General features: G+C 61.7%; 19 protein-coding genes. 12 read left to right on the forward strand and 7 right to left on the reverse strand.

The genetic code is table 11. The features are described 5' to 3' along the window. Positions 1 to 153: 153 nt before the first annotated feature. On the reverse strand, positions 154 to 1,455 hold the full coding sequence (locus QM659_RS03835; protein WP_415187428.1) for a polysaccharide biosynthesis/export family protein: 1,302 nt from the start codon (positions 1,453 to 1,455) through the stop codon (positions 154 to 156). A gap of 250 nt (positions 1,456 to 1,705) precedes the next feature. Here QM659_RS03835 and QM659_RS03840 point away from each other — a divergent pair, with 250 nt between their 5' ends. From QM659_RS03840 to QM659_RS03860, 5 genes are all read left to right on the forward strand, one after another. Next, positions 1,706 to 1,942 carry a hypothetical protein gene (locus tag QM659_RS03840; RefSeq protein ID WP_415187429.1) on the forward strand — a complete coding sequence of 79 codons (237 nt, stop codon included), beginning with the start codon at positions 1,706 to 1,708 and terminating at the stop codon, positions 1,940 to 1,942. A gap of 213 nt (positions 1,943 to 2,155) precedes the next feature. After that, positions 2,156 to 2,854 (forward strand): class I SAM-dependent methyltransferase, encoded by a 699-nt coding sequence (locus QM659_RS03845; RefSeq protein ID WP_415187430.1) that lies wholly within the window; start codon positions 2,156 to 2,158, stop codon positions 2,852 to 2,854. Further along, the gene (locus tag QM659_RS03850) at positions 2,851 to 3,618 is read left to right on the forward strand and encodes a WecB/TagA/CpsF family glycosyltransferase (protein WP_415187431.1); all 768 of its coding nucleotides are present in this window, start codon (positions 2,851 to 2,853) and stop codon (positions 3,616 to 3,618) included. The genes QM659_RS03845 and QM659_RS03850 overlap by 4 nt, the downstream gene beginning before the upstream one ends. Continuing rightward, the gene (locus QM659_RS03855; RefSeq protein ID WP_415187432.1) at positions 3,615 to 4,853 is read left to right on the forward strand and encodes a glycosyltransferase family 4 protein; all 1,239 of its coding nucleotides are present in this window, start codon (positions 3,615 to 3,617) and stop codon (positions 4,851 to 4,853) included. The genes QM659_RS03850 and QM659_RS03855 overlap by 4 nt, the downstream gene beginning before the upstream one ends. Before the next feature lie 13 nt (positions 4,854 to 4,866). Beyond that, the gene (locus QM659_RS03860) at positions 4,867 to 5,919 is read left to right on the forward strand and encodes a hypothetical protein (protein ID WP_415187433.1); all 1,053 of its coding nucleotides are present in this window, start codon (positions 4,867 to 4,869) and stop codon (positions 5,917 to 5,919) included. Between the two features lie 16 nt (positions 5,920 to 5,935). Here QM659_RS03860 and QM659_RS03865 read toward each other — a convergent pair whose 3' ends face one another. Genes QM659_RS03865 through QM659_RS03875 form a run of 3 tightly spaced genes read right to left on the reverse strand, consistent with a single transcriptional unit; the run spans position 5,936 to position 8,674 of the window. Next, entirely contained in the window at positions 5,936 to 6,589 is a 654-nt protein-coding gene (locus QM659_RS03865) for a PIG-L deacetylase family protein (protein WP_415187434.1), read from the reverse strand. Then, the gene (locus tag QM659_RS03870) at positions 6,582 to 7,403 is read right to left on the reverse strand and encodes a glucose-1-phosphate cytidylyltransferase (protein ID WP_415187435.1); all 822 of its coding nucleotides are present in this window, start codon (positions 7,401 to 7,403) and stop codon (positions 6,582 to 6,584) included. The genes QM659_RS03865 and QM659_RS03870 overlap by 8 nt, the downstream gene beginning before the upstream one ends. After that, positions 7,403 to 8,674, reverse strand: a complete 1,272-nt coding sequence (locus QM659_RS03875; protein ID WP_415187436.1) for a methyltransferase domain-containing protein — start codon at positions 8,672 to 8,674, stop codon at positions 7,403 to 7,405. The genes QM659_RS03870 and QM659_RS03875 overlap by 1 nt, the downstream gene beginning before the upstream one ends. A gap of 140 nt (positions 8,675 to 8,814) precedes the next feature. Here QM659_RS03875 and rfbC point away from each other — a divergent pair, with 140 nt between their 5' ends. Beyond that, entirely contained in the window at positions 8,815 to 9,366 is a 552-nt protein-coding gene (gene rfbC, locus QM659_RS03880) for a dTDP-4-dehydrorhamnose 3,5-epimerase (protein WP_415187503.1), read from the forward strand. A 34-nt stretch (positions 9,367 to 9,400) separates the two neighbouring features. Here rfbC and QM659_RS03885 read toward each other — a convergent pair whose 3' ends face one another. Continuing rightward, the gene (locus tag QM659_RS03885) at positions 9,401 to 9,793 is read right to left on the reverse strand and encodes a metallopeptidase family protein (protein WP_303486515.1); all 393 of its coding nucleotides are present in this window, start codon (positions 9,791 to 9,793) and stop codon (positions 9,401 to 9,403) included. Between the two features lie 227 nt (positions 9,794 to 10,020). Between QM659_RS03885 and QM659_RS03890 the strand changes: the two genes are divergently transcribed. The 5 genes from QM659_RS03890 to ileS all read left to right on the forward strand — a co-directional run bounded on the left by QM659_RS03890 (position 10,021) and on the right by ileS (position 20,638). Continuing rightward, positions 10,021 to 10,737: a superoxide dismutase gene (locus QM659_RS03890; protein WP_415187437.1), complete on the forward strand. Its 717-nt coding sequence runs from the start codon at positions 10,021 to 10,023 to the stop codon at positions 10,735 to 10,737. A gap of 473 nt (positions 10,738 to 11,210) precedes the next feature. After that, entirely contained in the window at positions 11,211 to 13,745 is a 2,535-nt protein-coding gene (locus QM659_RS03895; RefSeq protein WP_415187438.1) for an acyl-CoA dehydrogenase, read from the forward strand. A 76-nt stretch (positions 13,746 to 13,821) separates the two neighbouring features. Continuing rightward, entirely contained in the window at positions 13,822 to 15,840 is a 2,019-nt protein-coding gene (locus QM659_RS03900) for a 3-hydroxyacyl-CoA dehydrogenase NAD-binding domain-containing protein (RefSeq protein WP_415187439.1), read from the forward strand. 59 nt (positions 15,841 to 15,899) lie between these two features. Beyond that, positions 15,900 to 17,372: an acetyl-CoA C-acetyltransferase gene (locus QM659_RS03905; RefSeq protein WP_415187440.1), complete on the forward strand. Its 1,473-nt coding sequence runs from the start codon at positions 15,900 to 15,902 to the stop codon at positions 17,370 to 17,372. Between the two features lie 209 nt (positions 17,373 to 17,581). After that, entirely contained in the window at positions 17,582 to 20,638 is a 3,057-nt protein-coding gene (gene ileS, locus QM659_RS03910; protein WP_415187441.1) for an isoleucine--tRNA ligase, read from the forward strand. Positions 20,639 to 20,755: 117 nt separating this feature from the next. Here the strand turns inward: ileS and QM659_RS03915 are convergent, their stop codons facing one another. Together QM659_RS03915 and ndk are read right to left on the reverse strand one after the other, a co-directional pair. Continuing rightward, on the reverse strand, positions 20,756 to 21,184 hold the full coding sequence (locus QM659_RS03915) for a VOC family protein (protein ID WP_415187442.1): 429 nt from the start codon (positions 21,182 to 21,184) through the stop codon (positions 20,756 to 20,758). 172 nt (positions 21,185 to 21,356) lie between these two features. Continuing rightward, positions 21,357 to 21,779: a nucleoside-diphosphate kinase gene (ndk, locus tag QM659_RS03920; protein ID WP_127076056.1), complete on the reverse strand. Its 423-nt coding sequence runs from the start codon at positions 21,777 to 21,779 to the stop codon at positions 21,357 to 21,359. 223 nt (positions 21,780 to 22,002) lie between these two features. Here ndk and QM659_RS03925 point away from each other — a divergent pair, with 223 nt between their 5' ends. Beyond that, entirely contained in the window at positions 22,003 to 22,953 is a 951-nt protein-coding gene (locus tag QM659_RS03925; RefSeq protein ID WP_415187443.1) for an SPFH domain-containing protein, read from the forward strand. Positions 22,954 to 22,960 lie beyond the last annotated feature (7 nt).

Here is a 22,960-nt window from a genome sequence, read left to right on the forward strand (position 1 = left end):
ATTGCCGCCTTTAATTTATCCGTAACTTTCGATCAACCATTTTAGCGGAATGATTTGTAAAAGCGATCTGTTATAATCATAACTGTTTGTTATTATTAACGGCCGTCCAATTATTTTTGAGAATTATTTGCGGATAGTTTTAATTGCCTGGCTTCATTGTGGGGGAGCATCGCCCGAGCGCCACGCAGCGACCAACTCGGTGGGAAGTTTTGCCGGCCCTCCAACGACAACCACATCGCCGGGCCTCACGACACTCTCATAATTGGCGCTGATAAATATCTGCCCGCCCTCGGTTCTACGCATGATCTGCAGAAGGCGCCCCGGCCGCGCGGTCGATACGTCATGCAACTCGTTTTCCGGCCCTTTGAACTGCTCCACGATCTGCCGAGCCGCTTCATGAAGCGCGACATTCGACTGGATTCTTTCATCAAGGGCGGCCAGTTCTTCATCGATCTGGATCTGCCTGCGCAACGGCAAGTCGGAGACCGTCTGCTCAAGTTGCACAAGATCCCGCTGCGCGCGCGACATGGACCCAAAAAGCTCACGCCGGTTGCTTTCGAGCGTCGCGATATAGCTTTCCACGCTCAGGATGTCGGGACGCTTCGCCACTCCTTTGGCCAAAAGAGAGTTCAATTCTCCGAGATGCGCTTTCTTGACTTTCAATTCGTCGTCGATGCGCTTCAATTGCGCCGTGTAGTCGTTGATTTCCTGACGTGTCAGAGCGACTTGACGCTGACGCATCTCGATTTCGTCTCGCAGCGCTTTCCGGCGTAGCGTCAGGCTGCGCGTCTCTTCCTCCACCAGCTTTCGCGCCGCCTGCCCATCGACAATGCCGAAAACATCCGATGGAGGCTTGATCGACGTCTCTCCGGCCTTTTCCGCGAGAAGCGAGGCACGGCGGACAATCTGATATTTCGTCTGCTCCTGAATCTCGCGCATCCGCGACACGTTCTGCGCGACGTTGACGAATGTGCCGGGATCGGAATTCCCCAGCCGAAACAAGCCGCCCGCAACAGAAATGGCATGAAGCACGGTCATGCCGGGCGTGAAAGGATAGGAACCGGCTTTTGTCACGTCCCCGGTGACGAAGACGGGGCGCCATTCGACAACGTTCACCACGACATGGCCGGCTGCCTTGCCGGGATCCTGCGAAAAGCGCTCGGAGATTGCCCTCGTCAGTTCGCCGACCGTTTTTCCGGCCGATTGAAAGGTGCCGAGGACGGGCAGGGTGATCGTGCCGTCCGACTGGATGTTAACTTCGCCGGAAAGGTCGGCATTGCCAAAGAAGCTGATATTCAGCCTGTCGCCAACCCCGAGTTCATCGCGGGAACCGCCTTCCGAAGACCGGCTCTGGCCCGTCGTTGGCGATGTCGTCGCATCGGCCGCAAATGCATCCAGTCCCTTGAAGTGAAAGCTGACAAAAGTTGCGAATAAAAAAGCCAACACTTGACGCATTTTACGCATCCTTAAGTCAAAATTTGCATATATTAACCTCATATGTGCAGGGCCAATGCAAGGTTAACGTCGGTATCCAAATTTTACTGCTATCGTTCTGATGCGAAATAGTCAACTCACTAATTTGAAACCAAGTCGCGGAAATCGGATAATATTCTTTGTCGTTTTTGATCAAATGGACTAGCCTGCTTTAAACTTAGACAGAGTCTGGGGATGCCATAAATTGCGGAATTCAGCGAATGTGCAGCTCTTGATCGCACGAGATGCGGCGAAGTTGTCGCCGGAATGGCCAGACGAAGCCTTGAGGCGGAATGCTAACGGTGTGGTTTGCGTCGAGACCGGTGCCGATCAGCATTTTGGCTCGAAGAGCGATCCGCATGCCGAGGAGGAAATCAGCCAAAGCTGGCTTGCGACATGGCTGGCCTGGAGCTTGGGCGCGATGGTTGGCATAGTCTTCTGGCTGTTCGTAGCGTCCCTCTTGCTGTAACCGCATGCCGATAAATTCGGTGCGTGAGCAGGCATTCGGCACCGTTAATTATTCGCTATCGAAAATCTGGCGGTTAATGGGTCGTTCGTTTATGCACGGCGCATGCAACGCCGGTCGCCTCAGCTCAACCGTTATCTGCGGGTGGGCCAAAGACGCGTCGAAGGTTGGCTCGACCCCTTCAGCGCGCGATATATAGCGGAACTCATCTTCCTTATGCGAGAAAGCGGGCTCTGTGGGCCGTGCGCCGAAATAGGCGTGCATCACGGACGCCTGTTGATCTTGTTACACCTCGCGAGCGGGGCGGATTGCGTCGCCATCGATGTATTCGGCGACCAGCATCTGAACACCGACAAGTCCGGTCGTGGCGACCGGGACAGATTTCTCGGAAATCTCAAGCGCTGGGGCGGCGACCCGTCGAAGGTCGCGATCTTGCAGAAATCATCGCTGGAAGTCACCCCGGAAGAGATCCTGTCTGTGGCCGGCCCGGTTTCCGTCTTCTCTGTGGATGGTGGACATACGGTCGAATGCGCGCTGAACGATCTGCGGCTCGCAGAGGCCTCGCTCGATCCCAAGGGAGTGGTTATCCTCGACGACTTCTTCAACGAAGTCTGGCCCGAAGTCTGTGTCGGCGCGGTCCAGTATTTCGTCGGCGGCGGCCGTCTCAAGCCGTTCGCGGTGGCGCCCAACAAGATCCTTCTGTGCGATCCGCTCTACAACGCGTTTTACCGCACCAACCTGCGCGACCGGTTTCGCTTTTATCACGACAAGGACGCGGAGCTGTTCGGTTCGCCCGTCAGCATTATGGGCGTAGGCCGACATGGCACTTTCGGCAGGCTGAAGAAACGCCTTGCCGCTTCGCCCGCCGGTCCTTTTCTCAAGCACCTCAAAACCGCGCTCCGGCGACCGGCATGAGGGAGAGCCGCACCCTGCTCGGGGTAGACTTCGCGGTGTGCGCGCGCAACGAGGCGGTGGCTCGCATAGACCGCGCTCTCGACGATCGCCGACAGCTCAAGCTCGCCTTCGCGAACGCGCACACGCTCAATCTGGCGAACGAGCGGGAGGATTTCCGCCAGGCCCTTTCGCAGTTTCTCGTGCTGAACGACGGTCTTGGCGTCGACATCGCAAGCCGCATCAAATTCGGATCATTCTTTCCGGAAAACCTGAACGGCACGGACTTCGTGCCTCATTATCTGAATGCCACGCGCCACGCCCTGCGCATCTTCTTTCTCGGCGGTGCGCCGGGCGTGGCCGAAGCGGCAGCGAAGAGGCTCGTTGCCGCCGGCTCGCGCCACGATATCGCCGGCTGTTGTCACGGCTATCAGGACGCTCGCGCGACGGATCACATCCTCGCAGGCATTCGGGCCTCAAGGGCCGATCTCGTCCTCGTTGCCATGGGAAACCCATTGCAGGAACTGTGGATCGACCGGCACGCCGAAGCAACATCGGCTCCGCTCCTGATGGGGGTGGGCGCGCTGTTCGACTTCGTTTCGGGGCGGGTGCCGCGCGCGCCCCGATGGGTGCGGGCAAGCCGGGTCGAATGGCTCTACCGTCTGTCGCACGATCCCCGTCGCCTCGGTCGCCGCTACATCGTCGGCAACTGGCAATTTCTGCACCGCGTCGCCCGGGAACGAGCGCGCGCATCGACGCCCCCGCCGACCTCACCGGAGCCTGAATGATGGATCTGAAGGAAAGCCCGGATTTTTCCCGGGCCGATGCCGAGCCGACCCCCGAAACGGCGCGAGCTCACCGACGCCGACGCATTCTTCACCTGACGGGCGATTATCCGAACATCAACAAGACGCTTAACACGCTGGCCGTAAAGAACTTCGTCGACGCCAATCCAGAGGCGGACCACATCATCGTCACGCTCGACCGGACGTCGCTGCCGTGGCGGGCGCGCGTCACACCCGGAGGCGGCAGCGGCGACAGACGCATGGTATCCATCCGCTATTGGGGCTTTCCGCTCGGCGTGCAGTTGGCCTCATCGATGTATATTGTCGCTCGGCAGATCCGGGACATCCTGAAAACGCGGAGCGAGAATTTCGACGTCATCCACGCGCACAAGCTCACTTTCGAAGGGCTCGCGGGCTACTGGCTTTCGCTGTGGTTTGAAAAGCCGCTCGTCTGTTCCGTACGCGGCGAGGTGGAAAGCAAGGTTCTCGTCGCCAAGCCACACTACCGTTTTCTTTACCGGCGCGTGGTCGATCGCTGTTCGCGCCTCTATTACGTGTCGGCGTGGTATCGTCCGGCGCTTCAAAAGGCATTTCGCCCTTGTCCCGAAAAACAGCGGCTCCTGCCCAATTTCGTGCATCTCGACGGCATCGAGCCACATGCGACGAGCCGCCCGAACGCCTTCATTTCCGTGTTGTGCTTCGATGCCTACAAACGCAAGGGGCTGGACCGCCTGCTGCCCGCATTCAAGCGAGCGCTGGAGATTGAACCCGATATGACGCTCGATCTCGTCGGGCGCGGCGATCCCGAGCGGCTGGCTCACATTCAAAGCCTCATCGACAGGGCTGACCTCGGCCGGAGCGTCCGTCTCGTCGGCCCACTCGAACACTCCGAGCTTCTCAATCGCCTCGGCCGGTATTCCGGTTTCGTTCTGCCCAGCCGAAACGAGACATTCGGCATGTCCTTCATCGAGGCGCTGCTCGCCGGCGTGCCGATCGTCTACTCGAAGGGATGCGGCGTGGATGGATTTGTCGACGGGATCGACGCGGCGGTTCCGGTGGACCCCCGATCCGTCGCGAGCATCAGCAACGGCATCGTTCACCTCGCGGCGCACCAGAGCGAATACCGCGCCTGGCTTCTCCAAAACCGGCGAGACCTCGTAGCGCGCTTCGCGCCAAAAGAGCACATCTCCCGATATAACAGAGACATCTCTGAAATATGCGATGACGACACATTATGAAGTGGATGGTAAAATGATCAAGGGTGGCGAACAAGTCGAAGTCAGGAGCAAGGCAGAGATACTTGCGACTTTGGACAAGAGCGGCACGCTGGACGGCATGCCCTTCATGCCGCAGATGTTCGATTATTGCGGCCAGCGGTTCGCGGTTTACAAGAATGCGTATAAAACCTGTGATACCGTCAGCGGTAAATATATCGGCCTTCACCTCGACGATACCGTGCACCTGCCCACTCGCTGCGATGGGAAGGCGTTTGACGGGTGCCAGGCGGCCTGCCTGCTTTTCTGGCGCACAGCCTGGTTGAAGCCCGTAACTCCATCTGGCGATGCGTCTGCGGCGCCTGTTCCATTTCCGTCCGGCGGCTGTACCGAAGCCGACGTTTCCGCAGCAACCTCCCGCGAAGTCGATGGCCGCAAGCTCTATCGCTGCCAGGCGACGTGCCTTCTCGAATTCACCCGGCCCCTGGCGTGGTGGGATGTGCGCCAATATGCGGATGCGTACCGATCCGGCAACTGGAGCATCGCACAGATTCTGCGAGGGCTGACCTTTCTCGGCTATACCTACGGCACGAGGGCGCATCGTCGAAAAATCGGCGCGCCCGCACGCTGGTTGTACAACAAGGCCCGCTTTCTCTGGGGAGGCGTCCCTTTTCCTCGCCGTCCCGATCTGTTTCCGCAGAAAAAATCGGCAACCTCGAACGCCGTTCTCGACCTTAAGCCCGGCGAGTTCGTGCGTGTAAAGAGCTTCGAGGACATCCTCGCGACGCTTGGCAAGGACGGCTCTCACCGCGGCCTCATGTTCGACGCCGAACTCGTGCCCTATTGCGGCAAGGTCTTTCGCGTCATGACGCGCGTCGAACGCTTCGTCGATGAAGCCTGCGGCGAGATGCGCTCGCTGAAGACTCCCGCGGTGATCCTCGACGGTGTGGTTTGCCAGTCGAAATACAGCGGTCAGCGGATGTTCTGTCCGCGCGAGATTTACAGTTGGTGGCGGGAAGCGTGGCTTGAGCGCGTCGAGCCCATGGCCCTTGCGCAACCTGACGACGTGCAGCGCAAGACGGCCGCCTGAAGCGTCGCGCGACGCTTCAGGCGAGCGCGAGGATGGACTTGCGAACCGTGAAGGCTTCAGCGAACCCTTCCGTGGCGCGGCACTCCACGCCCCGCAATCGCGCGAGGCCACGGAAAGTCGCAGCGTCGAACCAGTCCTTCGAGCGCTGAGAGCCGAAATGACGCTCAAGAAGCTCGATCTTGCGTTCGACCGTCGCGGCCGGAAGCGGCACGAACATGTTGAGCGGGCGCATGTCGCCGTCCCACTTCGGGATTTCGTATTCGAGGATGGTGTGATCGCGGAAGCTGTTCCAGGTGAGAGCCGACACCTCTCGATGATCCTGATGCGCATCCTCGCGAGCATGGGTGAAGACGATGTCCGGCGACACGCGCCGTTTCAGCCCCTCGAACCAGTCTTTCAGAGCGGCTCCCTCATAGCCGAAGTAGCCGTCGCGAAACGCGTGCACCTCGATCGCAGTCTTCTTCGCGCCGGTCAGGAAGTCCGCGGCGGAGGCTTTCGCCTCGAAGGCGCGCTCGCCGTTCGCCGCCAGAATCGCCCAGTGCACATGCAGTTCCGCCCCGGTCGCGATCCAGTGAAGAAGCGTGCCGCCGACGCCGATCTCGATATCGTCGGAATGTGCGCCGAGACAGAGGATGTGAAGCGGCTGCCTGCGAAGCGCAAGCTCAAGCACGCGAAACCTCCGACAGCGATTGCGACAGCTTGCCCGGTCCCTTGCGCTCGACGCTCCAGGGCATCTGACCTTTTTCGACCATGTCCTCCAGCGTCTGGCGGTCGCGCAGCGTATCCATCGAGCGCCAGAAGCCTTCATACCTGTAGGCCATCAGTTGCCCGTCGTCGATGAGCCGCTGGAAGGGCTCCAGCACCAGTTCCTCCCCCGGCTGCATATAGTCGAAGATCTTCGGCGTCATGATGAAATATCCGCCGTTGATCCACATTTCGGACCTGTTCGATGAACGAAATTCCCGCACGGTTCCGGCACCGTCCATATCGACGAGATGATAGGTAAGGGGAGGGCGGGTCGCGAGGAAGCAGGCAACCTTGCCACTCTGCCTGAACTTCTCGATCATGTCGTCGAGATCGACATCGGAGAGACCGTCGCTGTAATTGGCGAGGAACATCTCTTCATGGATGAGATGGGCGCGCACCTCCATCAGGCGCTCGCCGATGTTCCGCCAGATGCCTGTGTCGATCAACGACACCGACCAGTCGGCGGGCATGGCATCGAGAAATTCGACCTTTTCACCGTGATTGGACACGACGCAGTCCGTGAAGAGCTGCGGTTTGTAGTTCAGGAAGAATTCCTTGATGATATTCGCCTTGTAGCCGAGGCACAGGATGAAGTCCCGGTGTCCGTATCGGCTGTAATACTGCATGATGTGCATCATGATCGGCTGAGAGCCGACGGGAATCATCGGCTTCGGCACTTTCTCCGAATATTCGCGAATGCGCGTGCCAAGACCGCCGCAGAACAGAACGACTTTCATCAATGCACGTCCTTCGGATCGATGATTTGCGGGCTCGGAATGGGCACGACAAATTTGCCGCCCCAGTCTGCGATGTGGCTCATCTGGTGCATGATTTCCGCCTTGAGGTTCCAGGGGAGGATGAAGACATAGTCGGGCTTCACCGCGTCGATCTTCTCGACGGGGAAGATCGGGATATGCATGCCGGGCGTGTAGCGGCCGTGCTTGTAGGGATTGCGATCGACGGTGAAATCCAGGAAGTCGGTGCCGATACCGCAGTAGTTGAGAAGCGTGTTGCCCTTCCCCGGTGCGCCGTAGCCGCAAATGCGGCCGCCTGCGTCCTTGATATCGCTGAGGCAGCGCAGGATACCGCGCTTCGTCCGCCGCACCTTCTCGCCGAAACCGGTATAGAAGCCGATGTCCGAAAAGCCCGTCGAAGTCTCGTGCGACTGAAGCGCCTCGACCGCTTCCGTGGCCACGCGCTTCGATGTCTTGCGCGCCAGGTGAACGCGGAGCGAGCCGCCGTGCGTCGGCAGTTTCTCGACATCCACGACCTTGAGACCGTGCCTGAGGGCAAGGATCTGGACGGTGGTGAAAGAGAAGTAGGAGAAATGCTCGTGGTAGATCGTGTCGAACTGGTTTTCCTCGATCAGCCGTTCGAGATGCGGAAATTCCAGGGTTGCGACACCTTCCGGCTTCAGCACGATGGCGATGCCGGCGACGAAGTCGCTCAGGTCCGGGACCTGGGCGAGGACATTGTTGCCGATGACGAGGTCGGCCGATCTGCCTTGAGCGACGAGCTTTCGGGCCAGCGCGACACCAAAGAACTCGGTGATCGTGGGAATGCCCTTGTCGATGGCCACCTTGGCCACGTTGATCGCGGGCTCGATGCCAAGACATGGAATATCGAGCGGCAGGAAATGTTGCAGCAAGTAACCGTCGTTGCTGGCCAGTTCCACGACGAGGCTGTCCGGTCCAAGGGAAAGGCGTTTTGCGATCGTGTTGGCGTAGGATCGTGCATGCTCCACCCACGATGATGAATACGATGAGAAATATGCGTACTCACGGAAGATGTCGTCAGGCGAAACATATTCCTTGAGTTGAACAAGGAAGCACTCGTCACATACAAGAGCATGAAGCGGATAATACGGCTCCATGGCGTCTACGCTATCGCCGGCTATAAAGCTCTCGCAGAGAGGAGACATTCCAAGGTCGACGAATGTCGTTCTGACAGGCGTTCCACATGAGCGGCACAGAAATATTGTGTCTGGTTCTGAACGTGATTCACTCATGCGGTTCGCAATCCTTCATAGATCAAAGTTTAATGATCTCCCTAACCCGGCGAAAATATCAAAATCACCCACAACGTGGCCGTTCTCTTACGCTCATGGTAAACTTATGCGTTGTTCGTACAAATCCCGAGACCGAAAATATGCTGTTCCAGCAGGCACTGCTTGAGGGTGCTTTCGTTATCGAACCGGAACCCCTTCGCGATGAAAGGGGCTTTTTCGCCCGAACTTTTTGTACACGCGAATTCGAAGCCAGGGGCTTGGCATCGCATTTCGTTCAGCACTCGATATCGTCAACCGTTCGGAAGGGCACGGTGCGCGGCATGCACCTCCAGAGGCCGCCTCACGCCGAGGTGAAAGTGGTGACATGCACAAGGGGCGCGATCTTTGACGCGATTGTCGATCTGCGCCCGGCTTCGCCGACTTTTCGCAGATGGCAGGGCTTCGAACTGACCTCTGACAACCACAGGCGCCTCTACATCCCCGAAGGGTTCGCACATGGCTTCCAGACCCTGACCAACGAGGTCGAGGTGTCCTATCTCATATCCGCTTTCTACGCGCCGGAAAGTGCCAGCGGCATCCGCCACGACGATCCTGCGATCGGCATCGATTGGCCGCTTTGCGTCAGTTCAATATCGGACAAAGACCGGAGCTGGCCGCTTTTAGACGTCCCGACGGTTCCCATGCCCGCCTGAGCGTTCCGCCGTCGCTTTATGTCTTGAGAGCGGGTTAGGCGCCCGACTCGATCTCGTCCATGTCGGCGTCGGAGAAGCCGAAATGATGACCGATCTCGTGAATGAGCACGTGGCGGATGACGCGTCTTACCGGCTCTCGGTTGCGGTGGGCGTAATCCATGATGGGAAGGCGATAAAGGAAGATCCTGTCCGGCAAACTCACCGGATCCCACACGCTTTTGGAAGGCAGTCCGACGCCATGATACAGCCCGAGCAAGTCGTAAGGGTCACGAATGTCCATTGTGTCGAGGGTTTCCGCATCGGCGAAATCGGCGATTTCCACCGACACATCGCCCAGCGCCGCGCGGAACTCCTCGGGTAGTCCGGTCAAGACCGCCCGAGCGGCCGCCTCGAATTCCTCGTGAGTCCTAGGGCCGCCCCACGGCATCGGTAGCCTCCATTCTCGCAATCGATGTCTGCGTACACGGAATCTGGGTCCTTCCCCCTGAAAACCCAAGGTCCCGTGCGCCCTCTCGCGAGCGAGAGTTCGCGGCCGCAGGCTTTTCTGGCAGGGAACGCTTCACCAAAAACCCTTTCTTCCTTCGATGGACCTTAAGCCCGCGAAGGCCGTTATCGGATCGTTGCATCGATCCGTGCACCCCGAAAGGAGCCAGAATGATCGCCGTCAATCGCAGAACCTTCCTCACCGGAGCAGCGGCATTTTCCACGTACATCATGATGGACCGCTCATTCGCTCAAGCTTCCGGCCCCTTCAAGCTCCCGCCGTTGCCTTATGCATTCGATGCGCTTGAGCCGACGATCGACGCGAGGACCATGGAACTGCATCACGACAAGCATCACGCCGCTTATGTGAACAACCTGAACGCCGCGCTGAAGGATCATCCGAAGATCGCGGAGTGGCCGCTCTCGCAGATCCTCGCGAAACTCGACGAGATCCCCGACACGATCCGCACTACCGTGCGCAACAACGCAGGCGGCCACGCCAATCACACGATGTTCTGGCAGGTGATGGCCAGAGACGGCGGCGCGCCGCAAGGCGACCTGAAGGCCGCCATCGACCGCGATTTCGGCGGGCTCGACAAGCTGAAAGAAGCCCTCAACACCGCCGGGACCAAGGTCTTCGGGTCCGGCTGGGTCTTCGTCACGGTCGACAAGGACGGGAAGCTGGCCCTCGTCGCGGCGCCCAATCAGGACACGCCGCTGATGAAGGAGACGCGCGTCCTGTTCGGTAACGATGTCTGGGAGCACGCCTATTATCTGAAGTATCAGAACAGGCGGCCCGATTACCTGAAAGCGTGGTGGGACGTGGTGAACTGGAAGGCCGTCGGCGACCGATACGCCGCCGCGAGGGCGGGGGACCTCGATATCTAGGTGGGGCGGGTTCGACGCCTGGTCCCGGTTGCGATCTCTCGCTCAAATGTCGAATTCAAAAGCTCCACAAGGATCATGCTGTTGCTGGTGGTTCTTTCGATCCCGGCGTTTGCTCGCAAAGCTCGTGCTGCGAACGGATGCAAATGTCGGAATCGGACCACTGGCGTAAAGCCGCGCGAATGCAGGCCGCTGGCTTCGGGCTTCGCGCCTCATCCGCCCACCTCCAAAAGTCTGATGCCGAACGTCGCCCGCGCGGTCTCGCGGAGTGCTATCTATCGCGTGATCCGGCGGTTAATGAGCCTTCAATCAATTTTCTACAATGCTCCGTTGCCTGAGAATATGAGGCGGTGGCGGGCATTCGGCTCATTGCGATCCCTGCGTCCGGCGACTACCTCATGCTTGGAACGAGCGCGTAGACCCCACGCGAAACGGCCCCGCAATGCCGTCCGCTGCGACCGGAAAGGAAATCTCTCATGATCGGCTTTCTGTTCATCGTCCTTGCTGTCGCGGCGGCCTTCGCTCTCGCCATCAGGCGCGAGGCACTCTGGACGTGGGCCGTGTGGCTCGCGGGCGTCACGCTTGTGTGGAAGCTCGGTCTTTTCGACGGGGAATTGCAGGGGCTCGACGTCTCGACATGGGCGCTGCTCGGCTGGCTCCCCGCCGCCTTCCTCGGCCTACTCGCTTGGCGCCCGGTGCGTCGCGCCGTGGTGACGCGCCCCGCGTTCAAGACGGTGAAGCGCGTGCTGCCGCCGGTGTCGAAGACGGAGCAGGAGGCACTCGATGCGGGCACGATCGGCTTCGACGCCGAACTCTTTTCGGGGCGCCCCGACTGGAACAAGCTGCGCGCCGTCGATCCCGTGGTGCTTACGCCCGAAGAACAGCATTTTCTCGATCACGAAACCGAGGAGCTTTGCAGGAAGCTCAACGACTGGGACATCCGTCACAACCGCCACGGCATCCCCGACGACATCCTGACCTTCATCCGCGAGAAGGGCTTTCTCGGCATGCTCATATCGAAAGAGCACGGCGGGCTCGGCTTCTCGCCGCAGGCGCAATCGCTCATCCTCGGCAAGGTATCGTCGCGCAACCCCGACGCGTCCATCGTCGTCATGGTGCCGAATTCGCTGGGGCCCGGCGAACTCATCGAGCAGTTCGGCACGGACGAGCAGAAGAAGCGCTGGCTCGAACCGCTCGCGAAGGGCAAGGAAATCCCGTGCTTCGCGCTGACGAGCCCCTCTGCGGGGTCCGACGCCGCCGCAATGCGCGACGTCGGCTATGTCACGCGCGGCACTCATGACGGCAAGGAGACGCTCGGCATCCGCGTGTCCTTCGACAAGCGCTATATCACGCTCGCGCCCAAGGCGACGCTCGTCGGCCTCGCCTTCCATTTGTTCGACCCCGAGAACATCCTCGGCAGGGGCGACGACATCGGCATCACGCTGGCGCTGATCCCCGCCGACCATCCGGGCGTCGAGATCGGCAACCGGCATCTGCCTGCGGGGTCGTCCTTTCCGAACGGGCCGGTGCGGGGCACGGACGTGTTCATCCCCATCGACTGGGTGGTGGGCGGCAAGGACCGCGTGGGCCAGGGCTGGCGCATGCTGATGTCGTGTCTTGCAGCGGGGCGCGCGATCTCGCTTCCCGCGTCGGCCACGGCGGGCGCGAAGCAGCTTCTGCGCGTGACGAGCGCCTATGCCCGCGTGCGCAAGCAATTCTCGATCCCGATCGGGCGCATGGAGGGCATTCAGGAGAAGCTCGCCGACATCGTCGAGACGGCTTACACGCTCGAAGCCGCCCGCGCGGTCACGTCGGCCATGATTTCGGCAGGGGCCAAGCCCGCCGTCATCTCGGCCATCATGAAATACCAGTCCACGGAGCGGATGCGGAAGGCTCTCGACGCAGCCCTCGACATCCACGGCGGCAAGGGCATCTGCGACGGACCGAAGAACTACCTTCAGGCCGCGTTCCAGATCTCGCCGGTGTCGATCACGGTGGAAGGGGCGAACATCCTCTCGCGCAGCCTGATCGTGTTCGCGCAAGGGGCGCTGCGCTCGCACCCGTACCTTTATTCCGAAATCGAGGCCGCGCAGAACCCGGATCACGCGAAAGGTTTCGCCGCCTTCGAGGACGCCTTCGAGAAGCACGCGGCCTTTTCGGTGTCGAACGTGTTCGGCGCGCTGTTCCAAAACATAACGGCGGGGATCTTCGCGCGCTCGCCCATCAACGCGCCGGTGCCTTATTACTACGCGCAGCTTGAGCGCGCCGCGACCAACTTCGCGCTCGCGGCCGATTTCTCGGTGATGACGCTCGGCGGCGGCCTCAAGGTCAAGCAGCGCCTCACGGGGAGGCTCGCCGACGCGCTTTCCGAGCTTTACTTCATCGCCTGCCTCTTGAAGCGCTATGAGGACGATGGCGCTCGGCCGACGGAGAGGCCGGTGTTCGACTACGCCGTGAAGTCGGCCTTCTATCGGTTCTATGCCGCGCTTTCCGACGCCTTCGATAATTACCCGTCGAAGGGCGGCGGCTATTTCCTGCGCGCGCTCGTCTTCCCGGTCGGCAATCACTGGGCAAGGCCGTCCGATGCGCTCGCGAAGGAAGTCGTGACGTCGGTGCTGGAGCCGGGCGAGCTTCGCGACCGTCTTACGCGCTACATCTATGTGTCGAAGGATGAGAACGACCCGACCGGCGTGCTCGAAGCGGCGTTCCTGAAGACGTTCGTCAGCGAGGAGGCGGACAAGAAGCTCGACAAGGCCGTGCGCGCCGGTCTCGTGAAGCGTTATCTCGGTAACGACTGGTTCAAGGAGGCCGTCGACAAGGCGATTCTGACGCCCACCGAAGCCGACGCGCTGCGCGAGGCGGAGCGGCTCGTGGCGAAGGTGATCGCCGTGGACGACTTCGAGCCCGCCGAGCTTGAGCCGCATTACACGAGGGAGCGCAGGGCAGCAGAAGGCGCGCCGGACAAACGCGCGCCCGACCGCGTCACAGCGGATGCGCCCGCCGCCGAATAACATAGAGGCGGCGCAAGGCCGCCCCAACCCGCCGTTCATGCGGGGATCAGAGACGAACGAGGGAGTAGGAACGGACATGTCAGCCGATATCGCGAACCTCAAGCACTGGCAGTACACGATCGATCTCGAAAAGATCGCCTGGGCTACCTTCGACGTGAAGGGTCAGTCCCACAATACGCTCGGCCGCGAGCAGTTCGAGGAACTCGACCGCATCGTGACGGCGGTGGCGCACGGCGCGCAGGATCGCTCCGTGCGCGGCCTCGTCATCCTCTCCGGCAAGGACAAGAGCTTCATCGCGGGCGCGAACATCAAGGAATTCGACGACCTCAAGACCGAAGAGGACGTGATCGAGGCGGTCCGCGCAGGAACCGCCGTGTTCGACCGCATCGAGGCTCTGCCGGTGCCCGTGGTCGCCGCGATCAACGGCGCCTGTCTCGGCGGCGGCCTCGAATTCGCGCTTGCCTGCCATTATCGCATCGCGACGCGCGAGGATTCGACCCGCATCGGCCTGCCCGAGGTCAAGCTCGGCATCATTCCGGGGCTGAACGGCTCGGCGCGGTGGCTGCGTCAGGCCGGCCCTCTGAGCGCGCTGCCTCCCATGCTCGCAGGCAAGCTGCTCCGGCCGGGGCAGGCGAGGGCGGCCGGGGCGGCCGACCAGCTCGTGCCGACCCGCCATGAACTGAAATGGGCGGCGCGCAAGGCCGTGCTCAAGAACGCCCGCTCGCAGCCTTCGCGCGCATGGCAGCCGCTTCTCATGTTCGAGCCGGGGCGCGCGATCCTCGCAAGCCGCATGCGCAAGGAAACTTCAGCCAAGGTGCGCGCGGAGCACTATCCCGCGCCGTTCCGCCTGATCGACCTGTTCGAGAAGCACGGCGGCAGCTTCGACGACATGAAGCGCGGCGAGACGAAATTCTTCGCGCCGCTGATGATCTCGGACCAGTCGCGCAATCTGCGCCGCGTGTTCCGCTTGTCCGAGATGCTGAAGGCCGAGGCGCCGAAGGATGGCTGGCGTCCGGCGCGCGTGCATGTGATCGGCGCGGGCACGATGGGCGCGGATATCGCCATGGCCTGCGTGCGCGAAGGTCTGGAGGTTTCGCTTCAGGACAACTCGCCCGAGGCGGTGGAGAAGGCGTTGAAGCGCGCCGATGCGTTCTTCAAGAAGCGCATGCGTTCGCCGCTCGAAGCCGAAAAGGCGCGGGCGCGGCTTCTCGCCGACCCGCAAGGCACGCAGATCCATCGTGCGGATGTGGTGATCGAGGCGATCTACGAGAACCTCGATGCGAAACGCGCGCTGTTCGCCGAGGTCGAGCCGAAGCTGAAGCCGGGCGCGCTGCTTGCCACGAACACTTCGTCACTTCAGATCGAGGACATCGCGAGCGCGCTCAAAGATCCGTCGCGCCTCATCGGGCTGCATTTCTTCAATCCCGTCACCGTGCTTCCGCTCGTGGAGGTGGTGAAGGGCGCGGAGAGCCGCGAGGAGGAAGTCCGGCGCGGCGCGGCGTTCGTCGCGCGCATCGGCAAGCTGCCGCTCATCGTGAAATCCTCGCCCGGCTTCCTCGTGAACCGCACGCTCGCGCCCTACATGTTCGGCGCGATGCAGAGGCTTGCCGAGGGCACGCCGAAGGAGAAGATCGACGCGGCAGCGGAAGAGTTCGGCATGCCGGTCGGCCCGATCGAGCTTGTCGATATCGTGGGCCTCGACGTGGCGCTGAGCGTGGCGAAAATCCTCAAGCTTCAGACGCCGGACGATCACCCGCTGTTGCAGCTCGTCGCCGAAAAGAAGCTCGGCAAGAAGACGGGTGAAGGCTTCTACAAATGGGTTGACGGCAAGCGCGAGAAACCGGCTACCGCGCCGAATTTCGCAAAAGCAGATTTATCGGTGCTCGGGCGTGAGCTGATCGCGCCGCTGATCGACGAAAGCGAGAAGGCGCTGGCCGATGGCGTGGTGGCGGATGCCGATCACGTCGACGCGGGGGCTGTGTTCGGCGCGGGCTTCGCGCCGTTCAGGGGCGGGCCGCTTCATTACCGCGCGTCGCTGAAGGCGAAGGAAAACGGCGGGGCGAAGACCGGCGGCGAGCCGGTCCACGCGAGTTGATGACGAAGCTTTCGGGCGCGGTCGCGCCCTGACCACAACAGATGTGCGGGGAGACTTCCATGGGTGAGACATTGCGCAAGGTGGCCGTGATCGGCGGCGTCCGCACGCCCTTCTGTCGGGGCAATACGGGCTATGACGATCTGACCAACCTCGACCTTCTCACGGCGGCGCTGAACGGACTCGTCGAGAAGTACCATCTTCAGGGCGAGCATATCGACGAGGTGGTGGGCGGCGCGGTCGTCACGCACGCCCGCGACTTCAACCTTACGCGCGAAGCCGTCATCGGCACGAAGCTTTCAGAGGACACGCCCGGCATCACGCTGAGCCAGGCTTGCGGGACGAGCCTGCAGGCGGCGCTCGGATCGGCGGCAAAGATCGCCATCGGCGCCATCGACAGCGCGATCGCTTGCGGCACGGACACGGTTTCCGACCCGCCCATCGAGCTGAAGCGCGCGCTTGCGAAGCGGCTCGCGAAGGTATCGAGCGAGAAAACGGTCAAGGGCAAGGCGACGTCGCTTCTCTCCGGCTTTTCGCTGGGCGACATCTCCGTCAGCCCGCCTGCGGTGGCGGAGCCGCGCACCGGCCTTTCCATGGGCCAGCATTGCGAACTCATGGCGAAGGAATGGCAGATCCCGCGCGAGGAGCAGGACAAGCTCGCTTATGAGAGCCACAGGAATGCCGCGGCGGCCTACGATGCGGCCTTCCTCGACGATCTCATCGTGCCGACGGCGGGCGTCTACCGCGACAACAATCTGCGCCCCGACATCAGCCTCGAAAAGCTCGCCACGCTGAAGCCCGCCTTCGACAAGGAGAACGGCACGCTCACCGCGGCGAATTCCACGCCGCTGACGGATGGCGCGTCCGCCGTGCTGCTGGCCTCCGAAGATTGGGCAAAGGCGCACGGGCTTACGCCGCAAGCCTACCTCACCTTCGGCCAGCACTGGGCCATCGACTTCGTGGACGCCGGAAAGGGGCTCCTCATGGCACCGACCGTCGCCGTGTCGAAGATGCTCGACCGCGCTGGCCTCACGCTTCAGGACTTCGACTTCTACGAGATCCACGAGGCATTCGCCGCGCAGGTGCTGTGCACGCTGAAGGCCTGGGAAGATGCAGATTATTGCAAGACGATGCTCGGCAAGGACAAGCCGCTCGGCTCCATCGACCGCGCGAAGCTGAACGTGAAGGGATCGAGCCTCGCCTACGGCCACCCCTTCGCTGCGACGGGCGCGCGCATCATCGCCCAGCTTGCGAAAATCCTTGAAGAAAATGGCGGCGGGCGCGGGCTGATTTCCATCTGCACGGCGGGCGGCATGGGCGTCAGCGCGATCCTCGAACGCCCGAAGGGCGATGTCCGCCCCGAGCAGACGAAGCGCGCGCATGAGGGCCAACCGGCCGAGCCGAAGGCGACAGCGGGCGAAGCGGCGAGCGCCGAAGTCGCCGACGTTCCGCCGCCGGTGCCGGACGAGCAGCCCGCGCCGCCCGAGGTTCCCGGCGATCCGACGAGTGAGGCCGTCCGCAAGCAGCTTTATTGATGGGGAGGAGGGCGGCGCCGGCCGCCCTTCGCTCTTCAGTGGCGCATCCCGTTCACCGTGGAGGGGCGGTTTCAAACTTTTCGCGCTTCGCTCTCGAAATTGCGCTTCCGCATAGGCGCATCAACCTTCTTGCCGCGCTTTTGCGTTCGCTCTAATGCTAGGGCAATTTTCCTATGACCTGCGGCGCACGCGCCGCGTTAGGCTATTCGATGACGAAGAAAGACGAGGCCGCCCGGCCGACCAAGAACGGCCCGGCGAAGGAAGACGCTGCCCCTAAGGCGAAGAACGCAGATCCGACCGAGGGCGGGCGCGACTGGTCGAAGACGCTGTTCCTGCCGAAGACCGATTTCGGCATGAAGGCGGGGTTGCCGAATCTCGAGCCGAAGCTTCTCGACCGCTGGGAGAAGATGGGCCTCTACAAGCGCCTGCGCGAAGAATCGGCGGGCCGCGAAAAATTCGTGCTGCATGACGGCCCGCCCTATGCGAACGGCAACATCCACATCGGCACCGGCCTCAACAAGATCCTCAAGGACGCCATCGTCCGCTCGCAGCAGATGCAGGGCAAGGACGCGAATTATGTGCCGGGCTGGGACTGCCACGGCCTTCCCATCGAATGGAAGGTGGAAGAGCAGTACCGCGCGAAGGGCAAGAACAAGGACGAGGTGCCCGTCAATTCGTTCCGCCGCCAGTGCCGCGAGTTCGCGCAGAAGTGGATCGGCGTGCAGATGGCCGAGTTCAAGCGGCTCGGCGTCGAGGGCGACTGGCCGAATCATTACTCGACCATGGCCTTCGGGGCCGAGGCGGTCATCGCGGGCGAAGTGATGAAATTCGCGATGAACGGGCTGCTTTATCGCGGCTCGAAGCCGGTGATGTGGTCGGTGGTGGAGCGGACTGCGCTCGCCGAGGCCGAGGTCGAGTATCACGAACACGCAAGCCCCGCGATCTATGTGAAGTTCCCGGTGGCGCACTCCCTTGGTAAGGGGGAGGTCGACGGCGCGTCCATCGTCATCTGGACGACGACCCCGTGGACCATCCCGGCCAACCGCGCGATCTCCTATTCGCGCCGGATCGCTTACGGCCTCTACGAGGTGACCGCCGCGCCGGAGGACAACTGGACGAAGGTTGGCGAACGCTTCATCCTCGCGAAGTCGCTCGCCGAGAATTTCTTCAAGGCCGCGCGCGTCGACGAATGGACGGTTGTCGATGACGTCGATCCGGCTGGCCTCGTCGCCACGCACCCGTTCCACGCGAGCGAGGGCTACGACTTCAAGGTGCCGCTGCTCGAAGGCGATCATGTCACCGAGGACGCGGGCACGGGCTTCGTGCACACCGCACCCGGCCACGGCGCGGACGACTTCGAAATCTGGATGGCGAAGGGCCGCGAAATCGCTGCCGCGGGCATCGACACCACGGTTCCCGACACGGTCGGCCCCGACGGCTACTATCGCGCGCATGTCGGCCTGTTCGGCGGCGCGGAGCCGAAGCGCGTGGTGGACGACAAGGGCAGCTTCGGCAAGCTCGACGATACGCGCTATGCCAACGCAGCTGTTGTCGAGGCGCTGAAGACTGCCGGCGCGCTCGCGTCCATGAACCCGCGCCACAAGCACGACTACCCGCATTCCTGGCGGTCGAAAGCGCCGGTCATCTTCCGCAACACGCCGCAGTGGTTCATCGCGATGGACAAGCCGGTGTCTGTGCCGGGTGAGGTCGCCGCCGGACAGGACGCGACCTTGCGCGCGCTGGCGCTCGCCGCCATCGACGACACGCGCTTCGTCCCGCCGCAGGGACGCAACCGCATCGGCGGCATGGTCGCGGACCGCCCCGACTGGGTCATCTCGCGCCAGCGCGCCTGGGGCGTGCCGATCACCGTTTTCGTGCACAGGAAGACGGGCGAGGTCATCCCGAACGCGGGTTTCAACGGCGCCGCCGAACTTCAGGCCCGCATCGTGGACGCTTTCACGGCGGAAGGCGCGGATGCATGGTTCGCGGACGGCGCGGCGACGCGCTTCCTCGACGGCCTCGTTGCCAACCCCGGCGAGTGGGAGCAGGTGCGCGACATCCTCGACGTGTGGTTCGACAGTGGCTCGACGCACGCCTTCGTGCTCGAAAAGCGCCCCGATCTGAAATGGCCCGCCGACCTCTATCTCGAAGGCTCGGACCAGCATCGCGGCTGGTTCCAGTCGTCGCTGCTGGAAGGCTGCGGCACGCGCGGCCGGGCGCCCTTCGACACGGTGCTGACGCACGGCTTCGTCAATGACGAGCAGGGCCGCAAGATGTCGAAGTCGCTCGGCAATACGGTCGCGCCGCAGGACGTCATCAAGCAGTCGGGCGCGGATATCCTGCGCCTGTGGGCGCTGTCCTCGGATTATACGGAAGACCTGCGCATCGGGCCGCAGATCATTCAATCGGCGGTCGATGCCTATCGCAAGCTGCGCAACACGCTGCGTTATGTGCTCGGCAACCTCGCGCATTACGAGCCGGGGAACGATATCGCCGTGGCAGACATGCCGGAGCTTGAGCGCTACATCCTCAATCGCGTCGCCGAGATCGACGCCGAGCTTCGCGCGGCCTACAACGCCTACGATTTCCGGAAAGCCTATCGACTGCTCGCGGAGTTCTGCTCGAACGACCTCAGCGCGATCTATTTCGACATCCGCAAGGACACGCTTTATTGCGAGGCATATTCGAGCCCGAAGCGCCGCGCGGCGCTTTCCGTGCTCAACACGCTGTTCGAGGCGCTGACCGCGTGGCTCGCACCGATCCTGCCGTTCACGGCGGAAGAGGCGTGGCTTGCGCGGCACGGCGCGGACGCGGACGGCTCGGTGCACCTGAGCCGCTTCCCGGCCATCCCGGCGGAGTGGCGCGACGACGCGCTCAGCGACAAGTGGGAGAAGATCTTCGCCGTCCGCCGCGTCATAACGGGCGCGCTTGAGATCGAGCGGCGCGAGAAGCGCATCGGGTCGAGCCTCGAAGCCGCGCCCGACATCTACATCGGCAACAAGGAGCTTGCTGCGGTGGCGAAGGCCGCCGACTGGGCCGAGATCGCCATCACGAGCGGTTTTGCGATCAAGTCAGGCAACGCGCCCGCGGACGCGTTCACGCTCGACGAGGTTGAGGGCGTGGCCGTGGTGCCGAAGCGAGCCGAAGGGCGGAAATGCGCGCGTTCGTGGCGCATCACCGACGATGTCGGCAGCGATCCGGCCTATCCCGAGCTTTCGGCTCGCGATGCGGCTGCGGTGCGGGAGCTAGACGCGCGGGGGGCTTAGGCCGCGCGCTTAAGCGCCTCCCGAAGAATCTGAATAACGGCCGGGTTTGTCCCGGCCGTCTAAAGGTCGCCAATACGCGACGGCGCTGATATCCGGTCACACACTGCGGCCGGAACCCTAGAATTCGATCACGACTGACGGTGCGCTACGCCGCCCTTCTCCCTGGAAGACAGCCTCGATATTGTTGCCATCGGGATCGAGCACGAAAGCTGCATAATATCCTGGATGATAGGCTCTCACGCCGGGCGCGCCATTATCGCGACCGCCATGTGCCAAAGCTGCGCTGTAGAAAGCATCCACGGTGGCACGATCCTTGGCCTGAAACGCCAGATGGTGGCGCCCGGTCAACTCGCCTAAAGCTGTTGGGCTGTCCACCGAGGAAACGACGAGTTCGTCTGCCAAGAAGTAGCCATTCTCCGTAGCAATAATTGGTATATTCAGGACTGCCATCACTGCGGCGTAGAAATCTTGGCTAGCCTTGAGGTCTCGCACCACAAGCTGGATGTGATCGATAAGTCGTCCACGATGGACGTGGTTGGCATCCATAATAAGTCCTTATGCAGAGGTGGCCTCGGGGAAGTCTGACGACAGGATAGACTCGCTCCCGCCCCAATGCATGTGCGGTCAATTTTGTGCAATTTCCCGAGAAATCGGCTTCAGGACAAAAAAGGCCGGGACATGCCCGGCCTTCGACGCGTCTAACATGCCTCGCGGCGGTTCAGCCGACGATTTCGCTTTCCTGGAAGACGAGGCCGATTTCCTGCGCGGCGTTGTCAGCGCTGTCCGAGCCATGCACGGAGTTGCGCTCGATATTCTCGGCGAACAGCTTGCGGATCGTGCCTTCGGCGGCGTTCTCGGGGTTTGTCGCGCCCATGATCTCGCGATACTTCGCCACCGCGTTCTCACCTTCGAGCACCTGCACCACGATCGGGCCCGACGTCATGTAGGTCACGAGGTCGTTGTAGAAGGGGCGGGCCTTGTGCACGGCATAGAAGGCCGCCGCGTCGCCCGCATCCCACTTCACGCGCTTCTGCGCGATGATGCGAAGGCCCGCGCCCTCGATGACGGCGTTGATCTTGCCGGTGAGGTTACGCTCGGTGGCATCGGGTTTCAGAATGGAAAGGGTGCGCTCGACGGCCATGTGCTCGCTCTTGTTTCGGGTTGGTCGGGATGTTGGCGTTCGTCGGATGTAGTGCCGACGGTGCGAATCTTACAGGGCGGTGTATAGCGGAGCGGCGAAAGTCGGGCAAGCCGCTCCCTTCAACGTCCCTTTTGCCTTTTCGCCTTGTTTGAGCCGTGCTTATGCCGCGTCGCCTTGATAGCCAGTTGGCTGCGGGGGTGTGCATCCATTAAACGGGGCAATTATGGATATTTTGCCGTTTTCGTACGATCGCTATTTATGGGTTATCCTTGCTGTGATAACCGGCTGGCTTGTCTTCGACGCGTTCTTCGTCGTCAAACAGCAATCCGCTGGCGTGGTGCAACGCTTTGGCCGATTTGTCCGCGTTGCCCACCCGGGCCTCAACGCAAAAATTCCACTGATCGAGCGCGTGTCCGGCCATGTCAGCTTGAGGGTCGATCAGCTTGAAGTCTCGGTGGAAACCAAGACAGAAGACAACGTCTTCGTTCACCTTACTGTTTCTGTTCAGTATCTTGTCAGGCAAGACAAGGTCTATGAGGCATTTTATAAGCTAAGAGACTCAGATGCGCAGATCACATCTTATGTCTATGACGTCGTTCGAGCGCGTGTGCCGCGCATGAAGCTGGACGACGTCTTCGAGAAAAAGGATGAAATCGCCGACGCCGTCGAGTCCGAGCTTTCAATTACGATGAATGCATTCGGTTATGATATTGTGAAGGCTCTGGTCACCGACATAGAACCCGACGCAAAAGTGAAAGCTGCGATGAACGAGATCAACGCGGCGCAGCGCTTGCGGGTCGCCGCGTCGGAGAAAGGCGAGGCTGAGCGCATTCTACGGGTGAAGGCGGCAGAGGCCGAGGCGCAGAGCAAGGCGCTTCAGGGCAAGGGTATAGCCGATCAGCGCCGGGCCATTGTCGACGGCTTGCGCGAGTCGGTGAACGACTTTCGGGATAGCGTGCCCGGTGCCACTACGCAGGACGTGATGACGCTGGTGCTCATGACGCAGTATTTCGATACGTTAAAGGAAATCGGTGCTGCCTCGGAAACGAACACGATCCTTCTCCCTCATTCCCCGAGCGGCCTTACCGACATTGCGGGACAAGTTCGCGAAGCCATAATCGGCGCAGCCCAGGTCCCTGGTGCCGCGCCGCGAAGAGAGGAAGTTTCGGCCTAAAAGTTGG

Origin of the sequence: Rhodomicrobium sp., assembly GCF_047605405.1 — a bacterium.
Classification (GTDB): domain Bacteria; phylum Pseudomonadota; class Alphaproteobacteria; order Rhizobiales; family Rhodomicrobiaceae; genus Rhodomicrobium; species Rhodomicrobium lacus.

What these genes read in the sequence shown, in the direction of transcription:
- QM659_RS03835 (WP_415187428.1), bottom strand. Translation starts at nt 1,455, where the DNA reads ATGCGTCAAGTGTTGGCTTTTTTATTCGCAACTTTTGTCAGCTTTCAC.
- QM659_RS03845 (WP_415187430.1), top strand. Translation starts at nt 2,156, where the DNA reads ATGCGAGAAAGCGGGCTCTGTGGGCCGTGCGCCGAAATAGGCGTGCAT.
- QM659_RS03850 (WP_415187431.1), top strand. Translation starts at nt 2,851, where the DNA reads ATGAGGGAGAGCCGCACCCTGCTCGGGGTAGACTTCGCGGTGTGCGCG.
- QM659_RS03855 (WP_415187432.1), top strand. Translation starts at nt 3,615, where the DNA reads ATGATGGATCTGAAGGAAAGCCCGGATTTTTCCCGGGCCGATGCCGAG.
- QM659_RS03860 (WP_415187433.1), top strand. Translation starts at nt 4,867, where the DNA reads ATGATCAAGGGTGGCGAACAAGTCGAAGTCAGGAGCAAGGCAGAGATA.
- QM659_RS03870 (WP_415187435.1), bottom strand. Translation starts at nt 7,403, where the DNA reads ATGAAAGTCGTTCTGTTCTGCGGCGGTCTTGGCACGCGCATTCGCGAA.
- QM659_RS03875 (WP_415187436.1), bottom strand. Translation starts at nt 8,674, where the DNA reads ATGAGTGAATCACGTTCAGAACCAGACACAATATTTCTGTGCCGCTCA.
- rfbC (WP_415187503.1), top strand. Translation starts at nt 8,815, where the DNA reads ATGCTGTTCCAGCAGGCACTGCTTGAGGGTGCTTTCGTTATCGAACCG.
- QM659_RS03885 (WP_303486515.1), bottom strand. Translation starts at nt 9,793, where the DNA reads ATGCCGTGGGGCGGCCCTAGGACTCACGAGGAATTCGAGGCGGCCGCT.
- QM659_RS03890 (WP_415187437.1), top strand. Translation starts at nt 10,021, where the DNA reads ATGATCGCCGTCAATCGCAGAACCTTCCTCACCGGAGCAGCGGCATTT.
- QM659_RS03895 (WP_415187438.1), top strand. Translation starts at nt 11,211, where the DNA reads ATGATCGGCTTTCTGTTCATCGTCCTTGCTGTCGCGGCGGCCTTCGCT.
- QM659_RS03900 (WP_415187439.1), top strand. Translation starts at nt 13,822, where the DNA reads ATGTCAGCCGATATCGCGAACCTCAAGCACTGGCAGTACACGATCGAT.
- QM659_RS03905 (WP_415187440.1), top strand. Translation starts at nt 15,900, where the DNA reads ATGGGTGAGACATTGCGCAAGGTGGCCGTGATCGGCGGCGTCCGCACG.
- ileS (WP_415187441.1), top strand. Translation starts at nt 17,582, where the DNA reads ATGACGAAGAAAGACGAGGCCGCCCGGCCGACCAAGAACGGCCCGGCG.
- QM659_RS03915 (WP_415187442.1), bottom strand. Translation starts at nt 21,184, where the DNA reads ATGGATGCCAACCACGTCCATCGTGGACGACTTATCGATCACATCCAG.
- ndk (WP_127076056.1), bottom strand. Translation starts at nt 21,779, where the DNA reads ATGGCCGTCGAGCGCACCCTTTCCATTCTGAAACCCGATGCCACCGAG.
- QM659_RS03925 (WP_415187443.1), top strand. Translation starts at nt 22,003, where the DNA reads ATGGATATTTTGCCGTTTTCGTACGATCGCTATTTATGGGTTATCCTT.